Below are 21,469 nucleotides of genomic sequence, written 5' to 3' on the forward strand. Positions count from 1 at the left end.
AGGCGAAAAAAATACCCGCTCGATGGCGGGCTGATAAATCGACCACGGGTTTAAGACGGGCGAACAGGTCGGCTGGCCTCATGAGGGTAACCGAGAGCACCTTCAACCCAGTTGCTGGCAAGACTGCGGTATTTCAACCATTGCTTGCGCGTACCCGGGAGTAAATCCACTGGTTCATCACCTGGATCAGCGACTTCGGCCTCCTCAATCGCCTCCAACTGCCGGCCAATAACAAGCAGCTCAGCGACCCTCCAAACGGATTCCTGGACAGCCAACTTGGCCAGAAGCGTCTCTTCCGAGATCGCCCAGGAACCGTCAGGCTGCGCGGTGTAATCTGCCCATTGATCGCCTTCAGGCCGCTGGGAGTTCATGACAATCCATCCTTCCGGACACTCACCGCCAACCTGCTGAAAGTTGCTGCCTGCTGCTGCGAATACAGTTAAATCTGTCATACCGCCCCCTTGAGCTTCCAGACCAGAATCCTTGCTGGCGCCGTGATAATGTTGGATGTGGAACCGAATGGATGCGGGTTTAATTTGTCGTCCCCCGTACATACACCTTGTTTACCGGTAACGGTAATCAGCGTGTCGTCGGTTAGCTGACTGGTCATGACGCCAAACGTCTGAAATGCCCCAGCATCTAGCCAGGTACTCCAGTTTGGTGCACCCCATGCAGCTCCAACCTTGATTTGCGAAACACAGAACACCCTGAATCCAGGGAACGGATTGGTAGAAACATAACGGGTGTTGTTGGAGAGCGTGGCAGGAACAGCTTGCGTCCCACCATTCGGGTAGATGATCGTAAAGTCCGCCAGTGCAGCGTCCAGGGCGCCCAGAGCAGCACGCGATGAAGACGCCAGCCGGTAGGTGTAATCCAGGCAAATCCAGTTACCGCTTCCAAGACTCAAAAACTCGGCGGTATCGTTTGCTGCCGTCGTGATGCTCGCATTCCCTGGGAGAATCAAAGACGTGACGTTATGGGTCAGTACCAGATTACCAAGGAACCGAACAGTGCGCCGGGCACCTGCCGCAATCGTACCAAGACCAGTGATCGTGGTTGTGCCGCTGATGTAGACCACGTTTGAGGTGGAGGCCCCAATGTCCGTAGTCGTCGCCGAGGCGATCGTCTGCGGTGTCGCATCATTGATTGGCCCGGTCATGGTGCCGCCTGACGCAAGCAGGTAGCTCAACGAATCCAGCGCGCCCATATCGATCCAGGCTGAGTTCGCACTATTGCGCCGCTTCAGCAGGCCTGCCGTAGTGTCTCCCCACCATTGGCACGGGAATGTCGTGGCAGGAGGAAGTGCCCCGACACTGCTGGATGCCAGCGCCTGCAGCGCATTATTGATATCCGTTCGAACAGTTGCCCCCGGGCCGTTGGCAACATCCATATCATGCTGTGACATATCAGTATCCTTTGGAAATGTAGTCAATCGAGCGCCCAGCCACGGCTACTCCGCTGGAGTTTCGGATGCGAACCGTGAAGCCTGTGGCGGTCTTGGCGGAAACGTCGAGGTAGTCACCTGCTGCCAGGCTTTGCGCGGTCAGGCTAACCGCGGGTGAGGCATTGAATGGTGGGTTGTAGGTAATGACCAGCCCGCCAATGGGAACCGGAATGTCATTTCCGCTCTCAATCCGGTCAGGCATATCGATGACAACCTCAAGCTTGGTGACGTCGATCCAGTTCGAAACCTGAGCGACCGTTCCCCGAAGCTGAAAGTCGAATACGCGAGCGCGATAATCCCCCACCACAAATGGCTTCCAGGCTGACCATACCGCCGGCGATACATCCGATGTCCGCACCCACAACGACAGCGACGCGCCATTCGGTGGATCGCCATCGATGCCGATCAGTGAGTCAAAGTCGGCGATCGTATCGACGTAGGTGCCGTCGTCGTACAGAGCCGCCACGACATCGGCGGTCAGCCGCGAGTCGTAGACGTACCCAAGATCAGCAAGCGCCGCGAAGCTGTAGGTCATCGACAGGGCCGAGCCACCGAACTTGTCGACTTCACCGAGTACCGCATCAACATCTGCCATCTCATCAAATAGCCCAGTAGCGGCCATTTTCAGCACGCCTCCGCCTGCCGCAGCATTGACCACAGCGCCGGTAAAGCTCGGTGACTCGGTGATGGTCAGCACCACGTTGGCCGGGAGCGGTACTTGCGCATCCGACCAGACCTCGATGACCGGACCGCCGACGCCGGATGAGTCGACCGCCCGCGCCAGGTATTTGCCCGGCAGCAGCGACACCACAGTCGAGGTAGAGCGCCCAGCGACTTCAGTCAACGGCAAAGCGGAATCCCATGTCGCCGCGGTGTTACGCGAATGGCGGATGTTGATGCTACCGCCAAGCTTCACGTCCAGCTCTGGAACAGGTTCCCAGGCCAGCGTTGCAACGCTATTGATGACATCAAGTCTCAGGTCGACCAAGGCTCCTGGCGGAGCAAGCAGCGCCTGCGCGGTATAGGTCTGGATCGACGTTGGACCGGCGAGCCCAAGCACGGACTTCGGTGTAATTCGCAGCGACCATAACCCAGACGAAGCTGAGTCGAAATCGATTGCAGGTGTCGCGATTTCCGTGACGTATTCCCAGTTGCCGCCGGGCTTCTTGACTTCGATCTGATAGCGCATCGCCCGTGCGGGCGGCGTCCAGCTTACCGAAAGGCGCGCCGCCGCCAACCCGGTACCGGTGTCGTATAGCGACTCGAGGAACGTCAGTGGCCCCATCGCATCCGGCGCCGCCAGGTTTACATTGCTGATTGGGTTGTCGACGTCTGGCGTGCCGTATTCGACCTGGTTGAACTTGTCTGCGTCGTACGCCACAGCACTGATGGCATAAGTCCCATCGTCGCCTTCGCTGACACCGATGATCCGAAACTTCTGCGTTTCCAGTGCAGGCGTCGAAAAGCACCAGGGCGCAGAAGCCAATGGCGCGGAGGCCAGCGGCGGAGAGACCGTTATCGACGTGGCACCTGCCCCGACGGTGACAGAGGCCTTGGCGAACGCCCCGTCCGCCATCACCACGCTGACAGTCCCGGCGCCAGACATGCCGATCGGCGCATCCAGCAACAGGGTTGAAGCAGTGCTGCCGGACAGCAGGCGACCACCATTACGCGCGCCAGCACGATTGGCGTCAGCGATATCGATGATATCGCCAGGCAATGGGATCGCCCCATCAGCCCCAACCGCAAAAGTCACGGCTTCGTTCTCGGCGTACAGCAGCCAGCGACCCAAACGCCGAGCCTGGCCGCGCGACGTGCAGCCTACGGCCACCACGTCGCTCTGCTGGATCCTCCCCCACTTCACGATCAACTCGGGCCGCTCAACGATTTCAACCGACTGCTTGTATTGCTGGGTCGGATCGTTCCAGGTGACCGCCGCGACGTTGTAGCGCTGATCATTCGCCACTGACTGATAGCTGAAATCACCGCCGACCACGTTGGAGTTGTTGAACAGATAACGGCTTGATCTCGGCGCATCCTGAACGGCCGTGAGAGTACCGCCCGCCCAGAAGCAGATGGACCGAAACACCGACACCATGTCGTTGACCAGCTTCCACGCATCCTGCTGGGTGGTGAGTGCCAGGTTGCAGGTAAACCGTGGCTCGTACCCTCCATAGCCATTCGGCACCAGCGCATCGCAATACTGAGCGATGCTGTAAAGGGCGTATTTATCGATCAGCGCCGAATCCAGCAAGCTGCCCAAGCCATAGCGAGTATTTGTCAGCATGTCGTACCAGACCCAGGCCGGATTATCGGTCCAGGCGCGCGTAAAGGAGCCATTCCACGATCCGGAGTACGACCGCGTCGCAGGGTTGTAGTTGCTTGGGACCAGAACCTTGAGACCGCGAACCATGAAGGCCATACGCGGGATGCTGGCGAACTGCTGAGCATCAATGGAGAGCCCGACTATCATCGTGTTCGGGTAGCGCAGTTTTTCGTCCCACAACAAGGTGTAGCTGTCGAAAAAGGTTCGATTTTGAAGCGCGGCGCTGGTGGAGTCAGGGGAGGTGCGATAGGCACGAATATACCGAACAAGTCCGCCCGAAGACGGCAATCTGAAGTAGTAGGAGAACTGGGTCCGACTCATCGTCTTGCCGCTAATGGTCAGAATGCCCGTGAGTGGAACCCAGGCCCCGGCCCCTAGACGGGACTCAACTGTAAATTGCGCAGTAGCTCCATTGGTGTCGCCGTTTGTGGTGTTTTGCTCACTCAATTGTGGGACGCTGACTGTTACGCGCACGGCATCAACGTCCGTATCGGTAATCGCACGCTCAATTGGAACGTTCCACTTCAGTTCGACGCCGACACTCTGCTCAGCTTCAAGCCCCGTAATAGGTACATACGACTGCCACTGCGTGCCATTCCGAAAATCTATCCCGACATTGGTGAAGTTGATGCTGCCGTCTGGATTCTGCAGTGGAACATCATCGAAAAACACACCCTGCAAAAATCCGGCAAGGCCTTCAACCTCTCCCTCACAAATCGCGTGCAATACACGCACATGCTGGCGGGATCGCAAACTATCCGGGGCCTCTACTGCTTGCCGCCCAGAGCCTCCATCACCACCTTTGCCGCCACCCTTGCGACCAACGATAATTTCACTCATAAGGGTAGGGCCTCCGACCAGGTGCCGACAGCGACAACGCTGGAGCCGACCAGCATCTTCCCGTAGACCACGGGCACAGGCAGGCCTTGCTGCGTTGAGTTGAACGCCCCATTGAACAGGTAGCTCGGTTTGTTTTCGGTACCAGCTTGATCTTCCTGGCTTCCAGTTTTTGGCGTGGGAGATAGCATTTGAATGACCCCGCCAATCGTCATCGCGATGCCGACGTTGATCAGCGCCGCGCCGATCGGTCCAGAAATCGGCGTCACAAGGACACCCACAACAATCAGCGTGATACCAATGATTGTCTGAAACAGGCCGCCGTTTTTGCTGCCAGATATGACTGGCACGATGCGGATCTCCGTGGTGCCACTCAGAGAAAACTGTTTTTCACCAACATTTTCACGGTTGCGAAAGATGGCGTAGCGCTGGGCCCGGCGCGCATCAGATCGGATGAAGTCCTCGAATCCTTCAATTGTGTGCTTCAGCGCGCTGAAAGCTTCGCTGACAGTGCCTGTTTCAAGCTTACGAAAGTGTTCGCGCCCGAAGGCTTGTGCGAGGCTGCCAGAGAGCAAAATCCTGGTCATTCCCTTCTCGGCGGCGCTCATACATTTTCTCCAGGCAATAAAAAACCGCCCGTAGGCGGCTTGGCTTGTTTTCGATGTTTACATGCAGGATTTAGCGGCGTCCTTCCACCTTGCCGTTGCTGACCAGTCCATGGGCAGGAAGACGCGCACTGAAGTTCCAGTGTCGGATTTCTCCACGACCGCCAGTGCGATCACACCCGTATAGGTGGAGGATGCCGCGATTTTGTAACCCGTCTCCGTTTCGACTGAGGTCGTTGACGGATTCAAGTCCTGCCACTTCGGCGCGAGACATCTTGAAAACTGCTGCGGCGTCTTGTTTGAGTGATCAGCGTAGGCCGGCTGGTCTTTCTCAAGACCAGAAGTGGTGCACCCCGCCAGTGCGATCAAGGCGATGGCCGTGATGATTTTCCGCATTGCTACTGCCTCCCTGTGTTTTCGCGACTCTAACAGGGACACTGCGAAAAAATACAGGGCCTATCGCTCAGGAAAGCCTGCTGTACGAATCCCCAGTAACGCCATCCCGGCATTCGAGAGTAGCTTCTGGCGTTCACATGGACGACTTGGGGCATTGATGAAATGAGCAATTGGACGGCGGTTGAAATCAGGCTGAGCACACAGCAGAAAAATATTCCCTATGCTGCAGACCCCGACGGCGATGTGCATCCTGTGATCTGGCTATCGAAGGAGCCAGACAGGATAGGTGAAATTCCTGAACTGAGCCGCAACCCAGAGCTGAGGTCTGCGGTAGAAATCCTTAATGCACCTGGAGGCCGATTCGAATCATTTCGGTGCTTATCAAGCGATGAAGAAGACGCCGGAAAATTCTACTCGAGCTTCAATATAGGCTTGATCTACAGGGATAGAGGCGTGTTCGCCGAATACGGTGCCCAGCTCATGGTTGCTGGAGAGATTCTTGGGTATGCGGCGGATAGCGGCATTTTCCCAGAAGGTCGTCGTGCGTTTGTAATCGAAATTGAGCGAGCGCATCTGACAACCGAGAACACCCATGGGTGGACCGTGGATCTTTGGCATCAGAGCGTCGGGGAAAGTATCCAAGAGGCAAAAGCCCAGTCGAATCGGGCGCTGAGCTTTCTGAAAAGCGTTCTTTCGACGAAGTATTCATAACTCCTCACCGCGCGAGAGTTGACCGTGGCAATACCTGGTCAACTTGAAACACAAAATCCGTAGACTCGAAGTCATTCCCATCGAGGAAATAGATCGGGTTAAATACCTGTTGCAAGCGACCCTCCTTGAAAACAGGCTCCTCCCCATATTTGGCTGTAAGTGCCGCGACCAGTTCTGCGCGGGTCAGGGTGAACTTCTCCGTGCGAAAATGCGTTACCTCGATCACTTTGGTCATATCGATCTCCCGCGGCATCGCCGCATCATGTGGCTGGTTACGAATCGGCGTATCTAAGAATGTGCGTCGTGCACTCCCGGTAAGCCCGGCCATAGACTTCGCGGCAGCTCAGCCGGCCATACAGGTGATGCAGCAGCACATCGCCCTCAAGCCAGATTGCGCCGTGGCATGGCGTCGGGCTGCCGATGGCCATGACAATCAGGTCACCGCTCTGCGGCGTATCCACCTGGACGAAGCCGGCCTGGGTGAAGTTGTCGACGTAGAGGTTCTCGCCGTTGTGCCACCAGTCGTCCTTGCGGTAGTAGTCTGGCAAATCGATGCCAAGCACCTGTCGGTAGTAGTCGCGGACCAGGGTGTAACAGTCGATGACGCCGTGAACGAAAACGCGCCCCTCCAGCGCCATCTCGCCGGCGGCCGGCATTTCGTGCCAGGTGGCCACGTCATCCTTCAGCCCGACGATCCACCAAGCCATGCGGCTGATCGCGTGACTCGCGATGTCGTGCAGGCTCGGCTCTGGTCCGGCATCCGGGTGCGAATGCACGACGACGACGATATCGCCCATGTCTTCGGCGGCCGAGTAGTCTTCCGGGTGCAGGATGAAGTGGTCAGGCTCTTCCGATTGATTACGGCAAGGCACATACGAGGGTTTGCCGCGCACACTGACGACCAAGCCGACGGCTTCTCGCGGGTACTCGGCCCGAGCATGGGCCTCAGCATCGGCTCGACACCTGTTGAACAGTTCGCTCATGATCAAAGTCTCGGTACGCTGGCGATGCCCGGGAAGCCGCCGAATGGAAGTTCACCACTCACGCCGAAGCGCAATTTGCAGCCCGTCATAGTGCGGCTGCATTGGTCCTTCGCTGGGTCGCTGGTTGGATTGTTTGCATAGTCCGCCACCGGACCGCCGGCATAGCCGCACTCGCCCGATCGGTAAGCCCAAAGGCATGTGCCAGCGACAACCTGACGCCGCGGCAGTTTCACGCCTTCCAGATCAAGGGGCGATCCCAGGTCGAACTCAATGGCCGCTGGGGTTTCATTGGCCTTGCGCGTGATGAACCACGTTTCGACGGGATACTCCTCGGCCGGGTTGGCCGTAGGGTTTCCCCCGGAGAAGTTCACCGCGTCGAGATACTTCACCAGCGTCCTCCGGCGCTTGAGCTTCACCCCTAACAGATCATCGTACTGTCGGCAGAGGGCGGACACTGTGCCGCCGAAGTTACCGACCTGCAGCTTTGGCCTGGCCGGAGACCCCTGGCTCGGCGTGGCAAACTCGACGGCATTGATCGGCCAGGGGGTGTATGTAAGTCCCTGCCAGATAACAGAGCCCAGATTTTCATTGGTCCCTGCATGGAAGCGAATTGTCTGGCCGGGCAACACCAGTTCGAAGCCTTCCCAGATCGCCATGCCATTGGCGAGCGCCAGTTGACCCTGAAGCGCACTCATTCGAACACCTCTTCAAAGGTTGCTGACAGGCTATCGACGCCGCGAGCGACATTGGTGCGGGCCCACTCTCGGCAAACAAACTTCCCTGTCGTCTGCCCAGGGTGAACGTAGTCGAAGGACTCGATAGCACCCCTTGCCTTCAGGAACGCGTCAATGGCTTCGACCTCCGCCTTCACTCGCTTGAACGTCAGGTCAAACTTGCGCGGCTGCCGGTTGATCCCGGCGCCCTGCCGCTGTTCATACCCGTCGCCGAACTTGATGACCTTGACCGTCGGGGTGATGGTCTTGGTGGCGTCATACGTCGCCTGCCATGTGAATGTCGGCATGACGCCTCCTTAAGTGAGTTGCCCACCATTCCGGCGTGCTAGTGCAATTTCCTGTTTGCAGACGGTCTTGATGGCGTCAGCCAGGCGCGCAGGATCCGGCAGGGTGTCGCCACCATCATCAGCGTCGATGTAGAAGCTCATGTTGAACGTCGTTCCGCCACCGCCCCCACGCACGCCGAGTCGTCCTTGCGAATCGCGTGCAAGCGGCATGATCGCCTCTGGGCCAGCCTCTCCCGCTACTCCCATGTCGCCGTTGGCCATACCGAATGCCGTGGGCTGACTGAGGATGCTGTTGGTGAAAGCTCCGCCGTTGGCGAACATCTGCACTCCGCCGGACCAAGCTCCGCCCTTCGCTTGTGGGAAATAGGTCGATGAATAACCGGCCTGCGATGCACCCAGCGACTGAGACGAGCTACCACCGAAGTAGGACGCAGCAACGCTGCCAGCCACCTGAAACAACCCGCTGAGCGCGGAAGAACCGGCCTGCCGCGCTGCGATCCGGGCCATATCAGCCAGCACCGACTTGGCGAAGTCGGAGAACGACAACTTCCCGGTCGTCACGAACTGGACGATGGCGTCTTCGGCGGAACTGAAGGCGTTGGTGAGCAGGCTTTTGGTCTGCCCGGCCACGTCCCGCGTCGACTCCAGGTAGTTCTCCCATGCCGAGGATGCACCGGCAGACCAGCTACCTTGGGCGTCCGTCATGTCGTCATAGTTGGCGACCACCGTGTTTCGCAGGTCCTGCTGGCTCTGCTCGACGGCCTTCAGCTTGGCGTTGTACTCCTCCAGGCTCATGCCGCGCGAGCCATCGCCATACTGGTTGGCCAGGTCGATGCGTTGCTGATTGGCGCGGTCGTCGATGCCGTTGAACTGGCTCTGCAGCCCCTTCTGGCGGTCGCCCATGCCAATGCCTGCAGCTTCACGCTGCCCTTGCTGGCGAAGCGTGGTCACCTGCTGCTGCAAGGCATCGGTGTAGGTCTTGATCGCCAGCGCCTGCTTCTTCAGCCGGCCTTCCTCGTTGGTTGCGAGGATTTCCAGCTGGCTGTCGGCATCCTTCTGCGCCTTGACCATGTTGGTGCGTGCATCGGCGATCTTTTGGTCCAGCTGGATGCGCTGGGCGCCAGTCGTGCCGGCCTTGTCCTTGGCAGCCTCGAGCGCTGCAATCTCCGCCTGATATGCGCCAGTTACCTCCTCACGCTCAGCCCGGATCAACGCGGTACGCTGGTCCAGATAGTTCTGCTGGGTGATCAGCCCCGCCTTCTGCTGCGCCTCCAGTTCCTTTTCGGAGTTGTTGTAGGCAGCCTGCAGTTCCTTGATGGCGTTCTGCGCGTCGTTGTAGCCGCTCAGGTTGACAGCTTTGCCAGCCGTCTTCGGATCTTTGTGATTGTCTCGCTCTTGCTGATAGAGCTTCTGAACTTCGGCATCCGAGATTGTCAGCCCCGCCGCTCGCGATTTCGCAACCTTGCGGTCTACTTCCTCCAGCGCCTTCTTGAGCTTGTCCGCTTTGGACGCGGTACCCTCAAGTTCTTTTTGCAGCCAGGCATAGGAGTCGATGCCTGCCTTCTGGCGCTCCGCATACAGCCCTTGGGCCGCTGCGATTGCCGACTGCGTGTCGCGCTGCTTGATGAGGAAGTCCAGTTCGAGCTGTGAATTCTGCAGCTTCTCTCTTGCGTCGGTGTCGGACGAATCCGCTGCCACCGCGCTACGTGCATACGCAACCTGCTGGGTGAGGTCGGCGATCTTTTTGGCGGCATCCTCCGCACGGCCAATGTCATTGAAAGCGTCCAGCGTCTTCCTGGTTTCGGAAGCAACGCCCTTCCACGCACGTTCCCACAGACTCAGGTTCGCGGTGATGTCGCTGGTACGAGTCTTGATGGTGTCGGCATAGGTGTCGGTGAGCAGCCTGGCGGCGCCGATGGTGTCGCCCTGCTCCTTCAGCGCGACGATCTGCGAGTAGACCGAGGCCGTGAGGAAGTTGTACTGATCGTTCAGTTCCTTGGCGGCGGCGACCGGGTCCTTGCTGATCTTGGTGAACTCGGCGACGGTTTCCTCGATCGCCTTGCCCGTGGCCGACTGCATCTCAAGCGCAGCGGTGGCCACGACGCTGAAACTTTCCCCGGCGATCTTGCTGTTACCTGCCAACTGGGCTAGCACTTCAGCAGCAGCGCCAGTTGTACCGATGGTCGAATTGACCTGGCTGGCCAGCGAAGCCAGTTGATCGGCGCTGGTTCCGGCGGCATTGCCGCTGAGGATCAGCGCCTTGTTATAAGCTGTAGCCTCTTCACTGCCCTTGAAATAGGCAACTCCAAGACCCGTAGCGGCGGCCGCTGCCACCGTGAACGGATTGACCAGGCCTGCAACATATCCACCAAGCGCCCGCGCAGCGGGACCAATCCCGCCAAACATGTCCTTGAGTTGGCCGCCTTGCTGTAGCAGAACTTGAAGCGGCGCTTGGCCTCCCTGCAAACTAACGACGATATCGGTGAACTGCGCCGGCACGCCACGCAGGGCAGCAGCCGTTTGCTTGGCCGATATCGTTGTTTGAGCGGAAGTTTTGTTGAATGCCGTCAAACCAGCAGCAGCCTCAAGGCCCTGCTTGCCGATCTGACCAAAAAAAGGGGTCCCCGACCCTGACCAAGCGCCAAGACCTTTCATTCCGGTCGAGAGATAGGTCAGCTTTTTGCTTGCATCAAGGAACGCTGCGCTTGACTCCTTGGTTGTAGCATTCAGAGACGCCAGCCAATCTTTGGCTTCCTGAGTAGATTTTAAGGAATCAACAAAGGTTCCATTCTTGATGGAGTTCCCAAGGGAAAACATCCCGGCCTCAAGTGCGCTTGTTCCGCCGTGCAATGCACGAAAGGATTTGGCGGCACCATCTACGGCAGACTCTGCTGCCTTCGTTTCGGCCGCCATAGCCTTGATTGAGGCGCTTGCTTTCTTGCTGCCACTGGACAGGTTATCCGTGGCTTTCTCGGCCTTCGAGCCAGCCTGGGCCAGGCCCTCCAGCTCCGTAGAAGCCTTGGCCACATCCCCCGTGTCGACCTTGATCCCAAGGCTGGCGATGTCTTGTGTCATGCCATTCTCCTGACAATAAAATTCACTTCGCCTCAGCCATGACAGCGAGCGCTTCGGCCTCCATTACTTGAAGGTCAGGAAAGAGTTCGGGGATTTGCCGCTTCTTGATGCCGATGAGCGTGGCCACTTCGCGGATGACCGAGTAGTCCAGCCCGGTCGCTCCGGCGGCACCGGTGCGCCACTGGGTGCCCAGGGCATTGAACAGGCGGAAGGTTGGCCAGTTGTCTGGCCAGACCTCCACGTCATAATCTTCAATGTCGGCCATGGTGAGACCCAGCTTCGCCATGTCTTCGGCAGTGGCGCGCGGTTCGTACATCGCGCGCGCCGCGGCTTTCAGTTTCCCAGGCGGGCAACCGCGTAGGCTTTCTGGTAGGCGTCGAGCACCGCAGCGGGCGCACCGACGCAGGTGGTCACCAACTCGGTGATCGCCTCCTCGGTGAACTCCTCGTCAAAACCCCAGCCGACGGCGATATCCTTGATCTGGCCGACCTCCAGCGCGATCTGCCGCTCCGTGGCAGCCTCCCAGGTTGCACCGTCCTTCATGGCTTCCTGGGTGAGCGCATCACGCTGGGTGTTCCACTTGTCGTAGTACTTCGACAGTTCCTTGCGGTCGCGGTACTTGAACTCGATTTCAACTTTGACCGGGTCGAAACCGACGCGCGGGATCTCGACCTCGGTCTTGAAGGTGGCGCCTGGGGCGATCTTGAAGCTGGCCATGGGGTTTCCTTACGAGGTGTAGCGGGTGGCAGTGGATTGCAGCGCCATCGAGACGATCTTGGTCATCACGTTGTTACGCGAGATGGCCGGCTGCTGCGAGAACGAGGTGAAGACCCCGTAGTACAGCTTGTCGGTGCCTGGCAGGTTCATGCGGGCGGCCTGGATGGTCCGAGCAGTGTCAGCAGCGGTCACCACTGGCACGTATGGCAGGGTCGGATCATCCGCGACGGTGATGTTCATGCTCGCTGCGGACTTGTCGGTCGGGATCTGGAAGCCCTGCTGCGCCTCAAGGAACGCGACGTCGGTGTAGTTCTGGTCGCCACCGGACGATGCGAAGTCGGTGATCTGCGGGATCTGCACCCAGGTCAGGATCTTGCGCAAGGAACCGACGCCAGAACCAGCCGGGTAAACGGTGGTGTCCGTCGTGTCGATCCCTTCCAGGGTGATCGCCGTTGCGGTCGCGGTCTTCACGCGAACGACCTTGTTGTTCAGCGTGGTCCAGGCCGAGGCGACCAGCACGATGTCGCCCGCCACCAGGGTCGCGCCGGTCACGGTGCAGACAGCTTCGGATGCGTTAGAAATCGCGGAGACAGGGAGCGCAGCGGCGTAGGTGGCAGCGTGTTCGAACGTCGCACCGTTAGGCAATTTTACGGCCATGGGAATTCCTCTATGCAGAAATGACAAAACCCGCTCGATGGCGGGCTCTGGGTTTGCCCAATGGGCGGATTAGGATGCGGTGTCGGCCCGGTACTGGAACGACAGCGGCAGCGTGGTGGCTGTGTCGCCCTGTTGCGCCGAGGCGGCGGACATGGGCGAGCGGACATAGACGGTGAATCCCGCCTTGGTCAGGCCCAGGTTGTTCGGGAACAGTGCGGCGATCTCTTCGGCTATCAGCCCGACAGCGCCACGCCCCTGCCCTGCCTTAGTCACCACGCTGACCTGAAACACGCCGCGGTAAGCGGTGTGCTTGCCTTCAAGGTCTTCGCTGGTGGTGTTGGCCGGCAGCAGGAACGCGCGCAAGAACGTCGATCCGTCCGCCGGCGGCGTGAAGGCGACATCCTCATAGGCGATCGGCAGGGGTTGAACCCTGGCCGTGGCCCAGGCCTTCAGGCGAGCCTCAAAGAGGCTGCGTATAATTCGGTCACTCATCAGGGCAACTCCGATATGGCCTTGGTGATGAACATTTGCACCTCAAGCACAGAGATCCGGACCATGCCGGCCGGCGCTTGAGCCGAATGCCCGTACTCCAGCGGCTGAGCGTATGGCAGGTTGTTCATCATCCAGATGGTGCCGACCTGGGTGGTGAAGCCCTGAATGACGGTCGTGCCATCGCCAATTGAGGCGGCCCCAGACGGGTCGATGCGCTCCAGCGTGCCGGTCTTGGCCTTATCGAATGACACCTGCCAGTTGCCGCGGAACCGGCCGCCGACGTAATCCTTGCCAGCCACCAGGCCGTTGACATCAAAGTTCTGATCCCGCTCTGCCTTGGTCAGATGCTTGGCGTACTTCACCCCGCGCTTCAGGTTGCCCCCGCGGGTGAAGTTGCTCGGGTCGAGCGAGATGTTGGCATTGCGCACATCGACATGGGCGTCGTATGCATCAGCCACGGCTTTGGTTTTGCTTCGGTACGCCAAGTTGGCTGCCCAGATCTCAGGGTTACCCACCGGCGAGCGATCCACCACAGCAGACAGCAGGTCGATGGCAACCTTCTTGATCACCGTCTCGGCATTGGCTTCGACCTTCTCGGCGAACGCCTTCAGATCAAGGGAGAAGCTCATTTGCGCGCCTGCACACTGAAGCCAACCGCGAGGCCGGCGTAATCCCAGGGATCGACGTTCTGCACGGTGTAGGTGTCACCGTCGAACAGGATCTTGTCCTGGCTGATGGGTTGCGGCGTGTCTGTGCCGTCGAGCAGTAACGGCGAGATCAGGATCTTCACGTCACCCAGCTTGATCAGCGTGCCGTCAATATCCTGCTGCCGGTAGTTCTCGCGAAAGCCCGAGCCGTCGAATTGTTCCGTGGTGACCGGGTTTGTACCGGTATCCGGATCATATTCACCGGTCGTGACACGCAGCAGTGACAGTTCGAGGCCTTTCCCGCCCCTGCTGCGAGGCGCCAGCATTCGCGCAGCGCTCGCCTTCGCTCGATCGTAGATATCGGCCATCAGCTTCTACTCAGTGACACCTGACTGGACGACTGCAGAAGCCCGGAGAACTGCGCATAGGACTGCCGAACAGCGGCAGGCTTGCTGATGATGGGGCTTGCAGTCGAGTACTCGGTTTCAAGCGGGCCGACCTTCTCCCGGCTGATTGCGCCAAGGCGCTGCTCAGGCGGTGACAGATCGTCGGCATGGATCTCGGTGGCCAGGGCCATCTGGCCGGCTTTGATCTGGGCAGGGATGGAATCGGACGGCAGCGTGAAGCCATTTCTGCAGACGTTCATTCGAGGCCAGGCCAGAGCCTGATCGCGATTGACTGTCCGCCCCTTCCACGGCTTCGCATCCATCTCCAGCGCGGCGCGGCGCAACAGCGCTTCCTGCGCCGTGGTATCCGCCGGGATCACCCGGCCGAAGTTCGCCGCGTACGCCACCAGTTCGGCGGCCGACGCAAAGCTCTCGGCACCTGGGACGATTGCGCCTGTTTCGATGACGAGAGCCATGGCTTACACCTCTTTCCAGCCAATCAGCCGGTGCGCGGCGAGGCAGGTCGGGTGCACATGAATGGTTTCACCATCCTTGGCCACTGCGATCAGGTGGGAGTTGTCCACCTCTTCTTCTGGCTCAGACTTCTTGGCGGCAGCCGCTGCTGCGGCGGCATCCAACGCTTCCTGCGCCTTTGCGGTGTGCGCCGCCTGCTCTTCGGCAGACAACAGCGCGAACTCTTCGGCCTTCAGGCCGCTCAGCTCACCAGCCTTTTCCAGCAGGGCCTTCGCCGCTTTTTGCTCTTTGGTCAAACCAGCCATGATTCACTTCCTCTTGAGTAGCCAGGGGCCGAAGCCCCCGGCCGGGACAGGCTATTAGCCCATGACGACGGCAACGTGCTCGCCCTGAACGACTTTGAAGCCGTAGGCGATGTGCAGCTGCCAGGTGGTCATGCCGTAACCAGCGATTTGCAGCAAGAGGTAAGTCATGCCGAATTTGTCGCTGATCAGGGTCTGGTTGATGATCGGGTTGTCCGGGATGATCGGTGCGCGCATTACACCCACAACAGCCGAGCGCTCGAACGCGAGGTTCGGCACGTAGTTGTTGCCAACGGTCAGTGCGTTCGCGGTCGGGATCACGATCTGAGCGCCTGGGCGGCCGAGGGTGATAGTTCCCGGAGCGGCTACACCGGCGTTCACGACGTACTTGTTGGCGGTGTCGGCCGCGAAGGTCACGACGTCGCCAGCCAGAACGGTACCAGTACCGGTTACCAGTGCGACGTTCGGAACGTCGATACCGGTCGAGCCGGAGGTGACGTAAGAAGCGCCAGTGCCCTTGGTGTGCGCGGTGATACCAGCAGACTCGCGAATCGCGAAGCCGAACTGACGCAGCAGGTCGCCGGAGCGACGTTCGGCGTCCGAGCCAGCCTGATAGGCCTGCTGGATGATGCCCAGCTTGCGGGCCGAGGTGCCGGCGCTGGAGTCGATGCACAGCTGCAGGTCGGCCATCGGAGCGCCGTTGTCGAACAGCACCTTGCGTACGTCAGGGATGATGTTGATGTCCGAGGCGAACGGGTTGGTGCCGGCGGTACCGACAGCGCGGGAGGCGCCGACCTTGATTGCGGTGCAGGCAGCGATCTCGGCCTTGTTACGCAGGGCGCGCATGCCCTGGGCGATCATCTGGCGCACCCACTCCTTGTCGGAGCCGGCGTTTTCCAGGCTTTTGATCTGCTCGCCGGTCAGGTTCCAGTCGACGTAGTCGGTGTTGGTGATCTGAACGGACACACCATCAGCAGTCGCGTCGTCGCCGGTTGGCATCGCCATCGACGGGGTGAAGGACTTGACGGCGCGGATCGGCGCGACCGGAACCTTGACGGCATCACCAACGGCAACGCCTTTATCGTCAAAGTCAGCGGTGATCGCGGAGATTACACCGAACGGTTCGTTGGACACTTCCTGTGCGGCGCTGTACAGAACCGGCTGAAGTGCGGTGAAGATGTTGGCCATGTGGCGGTTTCCTTATGACAATAAAAAACCCGCTCATGGCGGGCCTGGGATTGGGTTGTGTTGATCAGCCCTTGATGGTGACGCCGCCTTCCATCGCTGCGGCCCGCTGCTTGGCGGGGAGCGCATCGAAATCAGCCTGGGTCATCACCTTCGAGCCACTACCGCCACCGTGGCCCGCTCCGCCGCCGTTGCCGGTAGCAGGGAACCAGTGAGGACGGGAGTCCTTCATTTCCGCAAACCACTCCTTGAGCGTCAGCGGCTTACCGTCTTTGCCGAACTTGCCCTCGCGGGCGATGGGGTTACCGTCATCGTCCAGTTCGAAGTCGCGAGCTGCAGCGAGCATCGCGTCTTCCATGGCGAACTTGTGCACGCCTGCCTCAGTGGCGGCGCCCACGACTTCGCCCTTCAGAACGCGGGAGGCGAACTTTTCGGTGCGGCTGGATGCGGTTGCAGCGGCTTCCTGCGCAGTCTTCAGGTCTTTCTCGAAGCCTGCCTTCATGCGCTCGGCGCGCTTGGTCATCACGGTGTCGATGTCACCCTTCGCAATCAGGGCGGCCTCTTCGTCGTTGGCGAACTTCGAGAGGATCCCGCGCACTGCATCAGGGTCGATGCCTTCGAAGCGGGCAGCGTTGTCGCTGGCAGCTTTCAACTTGCCGAGCAGTTCGCTGTTCTTGCCTTTCAGGCCATTCACGGCTTCGGCCAGCTTCGCGTCGAATACCGCTTGCTGTTCGGGCGTGAACGTTGCCCCTTGGGCTCCACCACCACCGTTACCGCCGTCACCACCTTCACCGCCACCCTCTTCCGCCATCAGCGGATACCATTTGCCGAAAATAAACATCTGCTAACCCCTTGGGTCTGTTGGCCGCCTGGCGGCATAAAAAAGCCCCGTCATTGACGAGGCCGGTTTGAATCGTGGACATAAAAAACCCCGGCGGATGCCAGGGCTGTTTGAATTCGTTTCGTGACACTACAGCGTGACACGCTCACCTTTGAGCAGGCACGCCAAACAGAGCAGTGCCTTCGTCCCGCCGGTGGGCTTGCCGTTCTTCATCAGCACGCCGATCTTGCTCTCGATGACCTCGCGCCCGCCGCAGCGATGGCACTGAACCATCGTCGGTGGCTTTGGCGCCGCTCGCACGCGCTTGCGCACCTCTTCCGCCGGAGTTCCCGGGGCTGATGTGCCCGTGATTACGTGAAAGCGGGGTTTGTCGGTCATGCCGCGATGCTAGCAAATGTCGCAGCATCCCGCGCGCGCATCTGATCCAGAGTCATCCACTCGCCGGTAGGCGTGTAGAAGTCCTCGAGGTCCTTGCCATCCTTCAGCATCTGGTACCGGGCCGGGCCGAGCACTTCCAGCTTGCGGGCGTCGGACTGGCGGTTGAGCCATTCGCTGTAGGTGGTGTTGCCCGGGACCTGGCCGTCCATGCTCGCGCGCTGGGCCGGGGTCATCTCGTCGAGCGGGATGCCCAGTTCACGCCATGACTTGGTGACGGGGCTCGATGTCGACCGGCAGCACCAGTGGATCTTGCCCGGGCCTTGCAGCCACGGCACCTTGTGCCCGATCGGTTTGTGCGTGACGGCGGTGTACTGAAGCTGATCGCGGATGCGGCACATCGGCGAGGTCTTGTTATCCAACGTGCTGACCCACTTGTCAGCTTTCAGGATCTCTTCGTTGGCCTTGTTGAACTCTTGCCGGGCTGTCGCCGCGGTGTGGCTCACTGCCGTCCTGACAACTGCGGCAAGGTCCTTGCGGGGCCGTTCGAGGAAGCCATCGGCGTATCCCGCCGCCCTGGTTCCGCGAATGCTGCGGATGATCTGGTCGGTGGTCTTGCCCTCGAGGTAACCGGTCCGGACGGCATTGCGCACCTTGACCATGCGGTCGGCAGCGATTTCGGTTCCCCAATCCTTGAGCAAGCGCCCTTGGAATGGCCGGGACAGTGCCGCGGCATATGCCTGCTCGGCGCTGACACTGGCGATCGGGAAACGGACCTGCACCGGCTCGGGAATCGTCTTCTCGAACAGCGCCTGCTGCCAGTTCGCCTCGTAGCCTGCCAGTTCCTTCAGGTCGCTCTGTAGCTCCTGGGCGACAGCGGCATAGGCTTGGGCGTTGATCGCCCTCACCTCAGCCAACAGCAACTCCAGGCGCTCGACCGTGAAGGATTCGGCCGGCAACCGCTCCAGCGCAGCGGACAAGGCTGACGAAAGCTCGGCATCCGAGCGATTCAGCAGCGCGATGATCCGCCGGACCACACCAACCTTGTACTTTTCGAGCGAGACGCTGTGCGCGACCTGCTCGTCTTCGAGCACCTGGTTGACGGTTGGCATTTAGAGCACTCCGAGGCTCGGCCCCTGTTCGGCGATCTTGGCTTTCTCTTCGTCCCACTTGATGTCGCTCGACACCACGTTGCGGCGCTGCATCTCGGAGAACAGTGTCTCGTCGGACAGACGCCCTTGGCTGGCCATGTTGAGCAGCAGCGGGAGAGTTGTTTCGGGTGCGAAGTCGATGTCGAAGTTGCCGTTGACCTGAGTGTGACCGCCTTCCTTCTCGCCAATGAACTCGGCCATGAACTCCAGCACCTGGTCCAGCGTGTCCTCCAACTGCCCGGCCATGGTTTGCAGCGGGCTCATCTCCTGAGCCGCCTCATCCTCAGCCTGGGTCGCGGTCTTGGTGACCTGCTTCTCCTTCTGGAGCAGCTTGGCGCCGGCGATCCGCATCTGGTCTTCGAGGTCTTGAAGCGACACCCGGCCCGCCTCGATGGACTTGCCGGTGTGCTCCACCCACTTCATGTCGCCTTCTTTCGGCAGCTTGGTGGCCGATGCGGTACCGACCTTCAGCTCCCAGGTATCGTCTTCGATCCCGACGATGGCCAGCATCGGCACCCGGGCGACGTGCAGGATGTTGTCCTGGTCGCTCTGCGACTGCCAGTGCTTGACGTTGAGGAAGGCCAGTTCGAGCAATGGCGGCTTGGCCGTCATGTACCCGGTGCGGCCGGTGTAGAGCGTGGATAGCGGGATTTGCTTGAGGGAGTTGCCGCCCTCGTCGTACAGGATCCACTCGCCCTTGCGCTCGCCGCTCTCGGCTTTGCGGTAGGTCGACCACTTGCCAGGCTCCAACACGCGGATCTGGTCGATGCATTTTGTGCCGAAGGTGCCGTCGTCTTCCTCGACCGATTCCATGTAGCGGAACTGGGTCAGGACGTGCGCGCCGTCGACAGTGCTGGACCGCCAGCCGATGACCTGCTGAGGCCGGATCATGACCACGTATGGGCGAACCCCGGCAGCCTGCTCATCGGCCTTGGTGACGATGACCTGATTGCCTTCATCGTCCTTGGTCTTCGGATACTCGACCAGCACATGACACAGGCCATGCGACAGTGCTTGGGTGAAGAACGTCTGCGCCCAGACCTGCAGGTTGTTGCCCTGTCGGTCGATGTTCTCGACGTGCTCCTCGATCGGCTTAGCCAGGTCATCACCCAGCACAATCGGCTCGGCGAACACGCGCCCGGTCATGTTCTTGACCGTCTCGCTGTAGGCCGGAAGCAGCGTGGAGAGCTTCTTGCGGTTCCGATAGTCGCAGTCCTCTTCCTTTGGCCACTTCGGCAGCAGCTCCTCGCCCGCTTCGCGCATGGCCTTGGTGCCGCCCATCAAAGGATCGACGATGGCCCAGTCCTCGCGCATGGCGTCCACTGCCGGCAGCGTTTTGCTTGGATCGTCGCTCATGGGTCAAATTCTCAGAGGTGCGGTGGATGCGGTGCGTACACGTTTGGTCTTGGCGACAGCGAAGTATCGGAACCCGTCGGCGCCGTGAGAGGTTCGGTCATGGAGAGGCTTGTCCTTCCAGCAACCGCGGTTCTCGTCCCACTCCTTGCGGTAGTTTTCGAGATGCCCGATGCCTTCCTCGCACTTGGACTCATCGAACACGCAGAGCGGAAGGATCTCCCGCGCCGCCTCGATGCCGGTATCCACGCCTGTTTTTGGCACTACCTGGAACCGGATGGAGTACTTCTCGCCATCGATCACGTAGCCCTCTTTGGCGATGTCCTTGCGGCTCTTGGCATCACTGCCGAACTCGCGGTTCTCGATGTCGTGCGGACCCCAGTGCTCGGAATAGCTGTAACCCTTGTCCTTGAGCACCTTCATGTAGTGCCGCAGGCCTTCGCCGCTGTTCTCGTAGTAGTCGATGACGTGGTACTCGGTGCCGATCTGGCGCACGAACCAGATGGCCGTGGAGTCGCCGACGCCGATGTCCCAGAAGGTCATCACCGGCTGATGACTGTTGTCCGGTATCACGCCAATGCGCTTGTTGGCATACAGCTTGGCGAACTGCTGGGCGTAGTAGGCGCCTTCGACCGACTGCTGGAACGCCTCAACAGGCAGTGACGGGTATTCCCGCTTCATGTCGTCGCCGAGGGACTTCTCCTTGGCGGCGTACCAAGCGCGCTGGCCAGGGTTGGTGGCGATCCCGTGCTTGGCTGCCAGTTCGTTGAAGTAGTCGGTCAGACGTTGCGAGATGACCACGCCGGCCGGGGCCAGCCAGTATTCTTTGTTCTTCCACCAGCTGAAGAAGAAGAACTTCCAATCCAGCAAGCCCAGCGGGGCGCCAGACAGTTGTTGCTTCTCTGCGCTCTGCGAGTAATCGAAGAAGTATCCCGCCCGCCCCTCCGCTGTCGACTCGATCGTGACAAAGCACTCGGCGGCGACAGCTTCGAAGGCGCCGGTGACGATCTCTCGGGCCTTGTGGGGAAACTTGGCGCAGATCTTCCCGAACTCGGATACGTGCAGATACCGTAGAGTCCCACCCCGAAAGGATGTGGACACGTAGAGCGATCCGCCCTTGCTGAACACAAGCTCACCAGCAGCATCATTGCGAGCAGGGTTGGCAGCGCGTATCTCCTTGGGAAGGTTGTCATATGCGTACTTGACCTTCTCGCGGAACAGGCGCTTGGCGTCGTTCAGGGTGTGGGCGATCAGCGCGCACTTGGCTGATTCGAACAGCGCCGCGTCCAACTGGATGATGCAGCACTCGGTGGTGAAGCCGAGTTGCCGAGCCTTGAGGATGATGTTCCGGGTATGCAGGCCATCGAAGTACTCGACCTGCTCGTCCGTCATGCGGAACCGGACCTTCTTCCCCTGCTTGTCGGTGATGAAGTAGAGGTTGTTCAGACGCCAACGCTTGTCCCGGAGCAGCTTCATGTGCTCGGGCTTCAT

General features: G+C 59.9%; 25 protein-coding genes. 1 reads left to right on the top strand and 24 read right to left on the bottom strand.

What is annotated here, in order from left to right; genetic code table 11:
* Positions 1–50: 50 nt before the first annotated feature.
* From ACW9JE_RS03650 to ACW9JE_RS03670, 5 genes are read right to left on the bottom strand one after another with little or no spacing between them, the layout of a single operon-like run.
* Entirely contained in the window at positions 51–452 is a 402-nt protein-coding gene (locus ACW9JE_RS03650; protein WP_457431932.1) for a hypothetical protein, read from the bottom strand.
* The gene (locus tag ACW9JE_RS03655; protein ID WP_457431933.1) at positions 449–1,405 is read right to left on the bottom strand and encodes a hypothetical protein; all 957 of its coding nucleotides are present in this window, start codon (positions 1,403–1,405) and stop codon (positions 449–451) included. The genes ACW9JE_RS03650 and ACW9JE_RS03655 overlap by 4 nt, the downstream gene beginning before the upstream one ends.
* Position 1,406: 1 nt before the next feature.
* A complete protein-coding gene (locus ACW9JE_RS03660) occupies positions 1,407–4,610 on the bottom strand; it encodes a host specificity protein J (RefSeq protein ID WP_457431934.1) in 3,204 nt (1,067 codons plus the stop codon).
* A complete protein-coding gene (locus tag ACW9JE_RS03665) occupies positions 4,607–5,215 on the bottom strand; it encodes a tail assembly protein (RefSeq protein ID WP_457431935.1) in 609 nt (202 codons plus the stop codon). The genes ACW9JE_RS03660 and ACW9JE_RS03665 overlap by 4 nt, the downstream gene beginning before the upstream one ends.
* A 57-nt stretch (positions 5,216–5,272) precedes the next feature.
* Entirely contained in the window at positions 5,273–5,608 is a 336-nt protein-coding gene (locus tag ACW9JE_RS03670; RefSeq protein ID WP_457431936.1) for a hypothetical protein, read from the bottom strand.
* A gap of 162 nt (positions 5,609–5,770) precedes the next feature.
* On the opposite strand from ACW9JE_RS03670, the gene ACW9JE_RS03675 reads away from it, so the two are divergent.
* Complete coding sequence (locus tag ACW9JE_RS03675) at positions 5,771–6,319, top strand: hypothetical protein (protein ID WP_457431937.1); 549 nt, start codon at positions 5,771–5,773, stop codon at positions 6,317–6,319.
* Between the two features lie 4 nt (positions 6,320–6,323).
* On the opposite strand, the gene ACW9JE_RS03680 is transcribed toward ACW9JE_RS03675, so the two are convergent.
* From ACW9JE_RS03680 to ACW9JE_RS03770, 19 genes are all read right to left on the bottom strand, one after another.
* Entirely contained in the window at positions 6,324–6,554 is a 231-nt protein-coding gene (locus ACW9JE_RS03680; RefSeq protein WP_457431938.1) for a hypothetical protein, read from the bottom strand.
* A 37-nt stretch (positions 6,555–6,591) separates the two neighbouring features.
* Positions 6,592–7,302 (bottom strand): C40 family peptidase, encoded by a 711-nt coding sequence (locus ACW9JE_RS03685; RefSeq protein WP_457431939.1) that lies wholly within the window; start codon positions 7,300–7,302, stop codon positions 6,592–6,594.
* 2 nt (positions 7,303–7,304) lie between these two features.
* Positions 7,305–7,997: a phage minor tail protein L gene (locus ACW9JE_RS03690; RefSeq protein WP_457431940.1), complete on the bottom strand. Its 693-nt coding sequence runs from the start codon at positions 7,995–7,997 to the stop codon at positions 7,305–7,307.
* Positions 7,994–8,323: a phage tail protein gene (locus tag ACW9JE_RS03695; RefSeq protein WP_457431941.1), complete on the bottom strand. Its 330-nt coding sequence runs from the start codon at positions 8,321–8,323 to the stop codon at positions 7,994–7,996. The genes ACW9JE_RS03690 and ACW9JE_RS03695 overlap by 4 nt, the downstream gene beginning before the upstream one ends.
* Before the next feature lie 9 nt (positions 8,324–8,332).
* Positions 8,333–11,398 (bottom strand): phage tail tape measure protein, encoded by a 3,066-nt coding sequence (locus ACW9JE_RS03700; protein ID WP_457431942.1) that lies wholly within the window; start codon positions 11,396–11,398, stop codon positions 8,333–8,335.
* A 22-nt stretch (positions 11,399–11,420) separates the two neighbouring features.
* Entirely contained in the window at positions 11,421–11,714 is a 294-nt protein-coding gene (locus tag ACW9JE_RS03705) for a DUF1799 domain-containing protein (protein ID WP_457431943.1), read from the bottom strand.
* Between the two features lie 17 nt (positions 11,715–11,731).
* Positions 11,732–12,115, bottom strand: a complete 384-nt coding sequence (locus ACW9JE_RS03710) for a phage tail assembly chaperone (RefSeq protein ID WP_457431944.1) — start codon at positions 12,113–12,115, stop codon at positions 11,732–11,734.
* Between the two features lie 9 nt (positions 12,116–12,124).
* Positions 12,125–12,772, bottom strand: a complete 648-nt coding sequence (locus ACW9JE_RS03715) for a phage tail protein (RefSeq protein ID WP_457431945.1) — start codon at positions 12,770–12,772, stop codon at positions 12,125–12,127.
* A 69-nt stretch (positions 12,773–12,841) separates the two neighbouring features.
* The gene (locus ACW9JE_RS03720) at positions 12,842–13,264 is read right to left on the bottom strand and encodes a phage tail terminator-like protein (RefSeq protein WP_457431946.1); all 423 of its coding nucleotides are present in this window, start codon (positions 13,262–13,264) and stop codon (positions 12,842–12,844) included.
* Positions 13,264–13,893: a hypothetical protein gene (locus tag ACW9JE_RS03725; protein WP_457431947.1), complete on the bottom strand. Its 630-nt coding sequence runs from the start codon at positions 13,891–13,893 to the stop codon at positions 13,264–13,266. Before ACW9JE_RS03725 ends, ACW9JE_RS03720 begins: the two co-directional genes overlap by 1 nt.
* Complete coding sequence (locus tag ACW9JE_RS03730; protein WP_457431948.1) at positions 13,890–14,279, bottom strand: hypothetical protein; 390 nt, start codon at positions 14,277–14,279, stop codon at positions 13,890–13,892. Before ACW9JE_RS03730 ends, ACW9JE_RS03725 begins: the two co-directional genes overlap by 4 nt.
* Positions 14,279–14,773, bottom strand: coding sequence for a DnaT-like ssDNA-binding protein (locus ACW9JE_RS03735; RefSeq protein ID WP_457431949.1), 495 nt, complete (start codon positions 14,771–14,773; stop codon positions 14,279–14,281). Before ACW9JE_RS03735 ends, ACW9JE_RS03730 begins: the two co-directional genes overlap by 1 nt.
* A 3-nt stretch (positions 14,774–14,776) precedes the next feature.
* A complete protein-coding gene (locus ACW9JE_RS03740) occupies positions 14,777–15,076 on the bottom strand; it encodes a hypothetical protein (RefSeq protein ID WP_457431950.1) in 300 nt (99 codons plus the stop codon).
* A 54-nt stretch (positions 15,077–15,130) separates the two neighbouring features.
* Positions 15,131–16,261, bottom strand: coding sequence for a P22 coat - protein 5 family protein (locus tag ACW9JE_RS03745; protein ID WP_457431951.1), 1,131 nt, complete (start codon positions 16,259–16,261; stop codon positions 15,131–15,133).
* 64 nt (positions 16,262–16,325) lie between these two features.
* On the bottom strand, positions 16,326–17,099 hold the full coding sequence (locus tag ACW9JE_RS03750) for a hypothetical protein (RefSeq protein WP_457431952.1): 774 nt from the start codon (positions 17,097–17,099) through the stop codon (positions 16,326–16,328).
* Between the two features lie 129 nt (positions 17,100–17,228).
* On the bottom strand, positions 17,229–17,477 hold the full coding sequence (locus ACW9JE_RS03755) for a hypothetical protein (RefSeq protein ID WP_457431953.1): 249 nt from the start codon (positions 17,475–17,477) through the stop codon (positions 17,229–17,231).
* Positions 17,474–18,586: a hypothetical protein gene (locus tag ACW9JE_RS03760; protein ID WP_457431954.1), complete on the bottom strand. Its 1,113-nt coding sequence runs from the start codon at positions 18,584–18,586 to the stop codon at positions 17,474–17,476. The genes ACW9JE_RS03755 and ACW9JE_RS03760 overlap by 4 nt, the downstream gene beginning before the upstream one ends.
* A complete protein-coding gene (locus ACW9JE_RS03765) occupies positions 18,587–19,981 on the bottom strand; it encodes a DUF4055 domain-containing protein (protein ID WP_457431955.1) in 1,395 nt (464 codons plus the stop codon).
* A gap of 3 nt (positions 19,982–19,984) precedes the next feature.
* Positions 19,985–21,469: a terminase gene (locus ACW9JE_RS03770; RefSeq protein WP_457431956.1), complete on the bottom strand. Its 1,485-nt coding sequence runs from the start codon at positions 21,467–21,469 to the stop codon at positions 19,985–19,987.

Source organism: Pseudomonas sp. SDO55104_S430 (genome assembly GCF_054070595.1).

Bases quoted from the DNA above. Each gene is read 5' to 3' on its own strand.
- ACW9JE_RS03685 (WP_457431939.1), bottom strand. From the start codon at position 7,302: ATGAGCGAACTGTTCAACAGGTGTCGAGCCGATGCTGAGGCCCATGCT.
- ACW9JE_RS03710 (WP_457431944.1), bottom strand. From the start codon at position 12,115: ATGGCCAGCTTCAAGATCGCCCCAGGCGCCACCTTCAAGACCGAGGTC.
- ACW9JE_RS03730 (WP_457431948.1), bottom strand. From the start codon at position 14,279: ATGGCCGATATCTACGATCGAGCGAAGGCGAGCGCTGCGCGAATGCTG.
- ACW9JE_RS03770 (WP_457431956.1), bottom strand. From the start codon at position 21,469: ATGAAGCCCGAGCACATGAAGCTGCTCCGGGACAAGCGTTGGCGTCTG.
- ACW9JE_RS03680 (WP_457431938.1), bottom strand. From the start codon at position 6,554: ATGACCAAAGTGATCGAGGTAACGCATTTTCGCACGGAGAAGTTCACC.
- ACW9JE_RS03765 (WP_457431955.1), bottom strand. From the start codon at position 19,981: ATGAGCGACGATCCAAGCAAAACGCTGCCGGCAGTGGACGCCATGCGC.
- ACW9JE_RS03715 (WP_457431945.1), bottom strand. From the start codon at position 12,772: ATGGCCGTAAAATTGCCTAACGGTGCGACGTTCGAACACGCTGCCACC.
- ACW9JE_RS03700 (WP_457431942.1), bottom strand. From the start codon at position 11,398: ATGACACAAGACATCGCCAGCCTTGGGATCAAGGTCGACACGGGGGAT.
- ACW9JE_RS03725 (WP_457431947.1), bottom strand. From the start codon at position 13,893: ATGAGCTTCTCCCTTGATCTGAAGGCGTTCGCCGAGAAGGTCGAAGCC.
- ACW9JE_RS03655 (WP_457431933.1), bottom strand. From the start codon at position 1,405: ATGTCACAGCATGATATGGATGTTGCCAACGGCCCGGGGGCAACTGTT.
- ACW9JE_RS03650 (WP_457431932.1), bottom strand. From the start codon at position 452: ATGACAGATTTAACTGTATTCGCAGCAGCAGGCAGCAACTTTCAGCAG.
- ACW9JE_RS03660 (WP_457431934.1), bottom strand. From the start codon at position 4,610: ATGAGTGAAATTATCGTTGGTCGCAAGGGTGGCGGCAAAGGTGGTGAT.
- ACW9JE_RS03745 (WP_457431951.1), bottom strand. From the start codon at position 16,261: ATGGCCAACATCTTCACCGCACTTCAGCCGGTTCTGTACAGCGCCGCA.
- ACW9JE_RS03750 (WP_457431952.1), bottom strand. From the start codon at position 17,099: ATGTTTATTTTCGGCAAATGGTATCCGCTGATGGCGGAAGAGGGTGGC.
- ACW9JE_RS03665 (WP_457431935.1), bottom strand. From the start codon at position 5,215: ATGAGCGCCGCCGAGAAGGGAATGACCAGGATTTTGCTCTCTGGCAGC.
- ACW9JE_RS03695 (WP_457431941.1), bottom strand. From the start codon at position 8,323: ATGCCGACATTCACATGGCAGGCGACGTATGACGCCACCAAGACCATC.
- ACW9JE_RS03675 (WP_457431937.1), top strand. From the start codon at position 5,771: ATGAGCAATTGGACGGCGGTTGAAATCAGGCTGAGCACACAGCAGAAA.
- ACW9JE_RS03670 (WP_457431936.1), bottom strand. From the start codon at position 5,608: ATGCGGAAAATCATCACGGCCATCGCCTTGATCGCACTGGCGGGGTGC.
- ACW9JE_RS03755 (WP_457431953.1), bottom strand. From the start codon at position 17,477: ATGACCGACAAACCCCGCTTTCACGTAATCACGGGCACATCAGCCCCG.
- ACW9JE_RS03740 (WP_457431950.1), bottom strand. From the start codon at position 15,076: ATGGCTGGTTTGACCAAAGAGCAAAAAGCGGCGAAGGCCCTGCTGGAA.
- ACW9JE_RS03690 (WP_457431940.1), bottom strand. From the start codon at position 7,997: ATGAGTGCGCTTCAGGGTCAACTGGCGCTCGCCAATGGCATGGCGATC.
- ACW9JE_RS03735 (WP_457431949.1), bottom strand. From the start codon at position 14,773: ATGGCTCTCGTCATCGAAACAGGCGCAATCGTCCCAGGTGCCGAGAGC.
- ACW9JE_RS03760 (WP_457431954.1), bottom strand. From the start codon at position 18,586: ATGCCAACCGTCAACCAGGTGCTCGAAGACGAGCAGGTCGCGCACAGC.
- ACW9JE_RS03705 (WP_457431943.1), bottom strand. From the start codon at position 11,714: ATGTACGAACCGCGCGCCACTGCCGAAGACATGGCGAAGCTGGGTCTC.
- ACW9JE_RS03720 (WP_457431946.1), bottom strand. From the start codon at position 13,264: ATGAGTGACCGAATTATACGCAGCCTCTTTGAGGCTCGCCTGAAGGCC.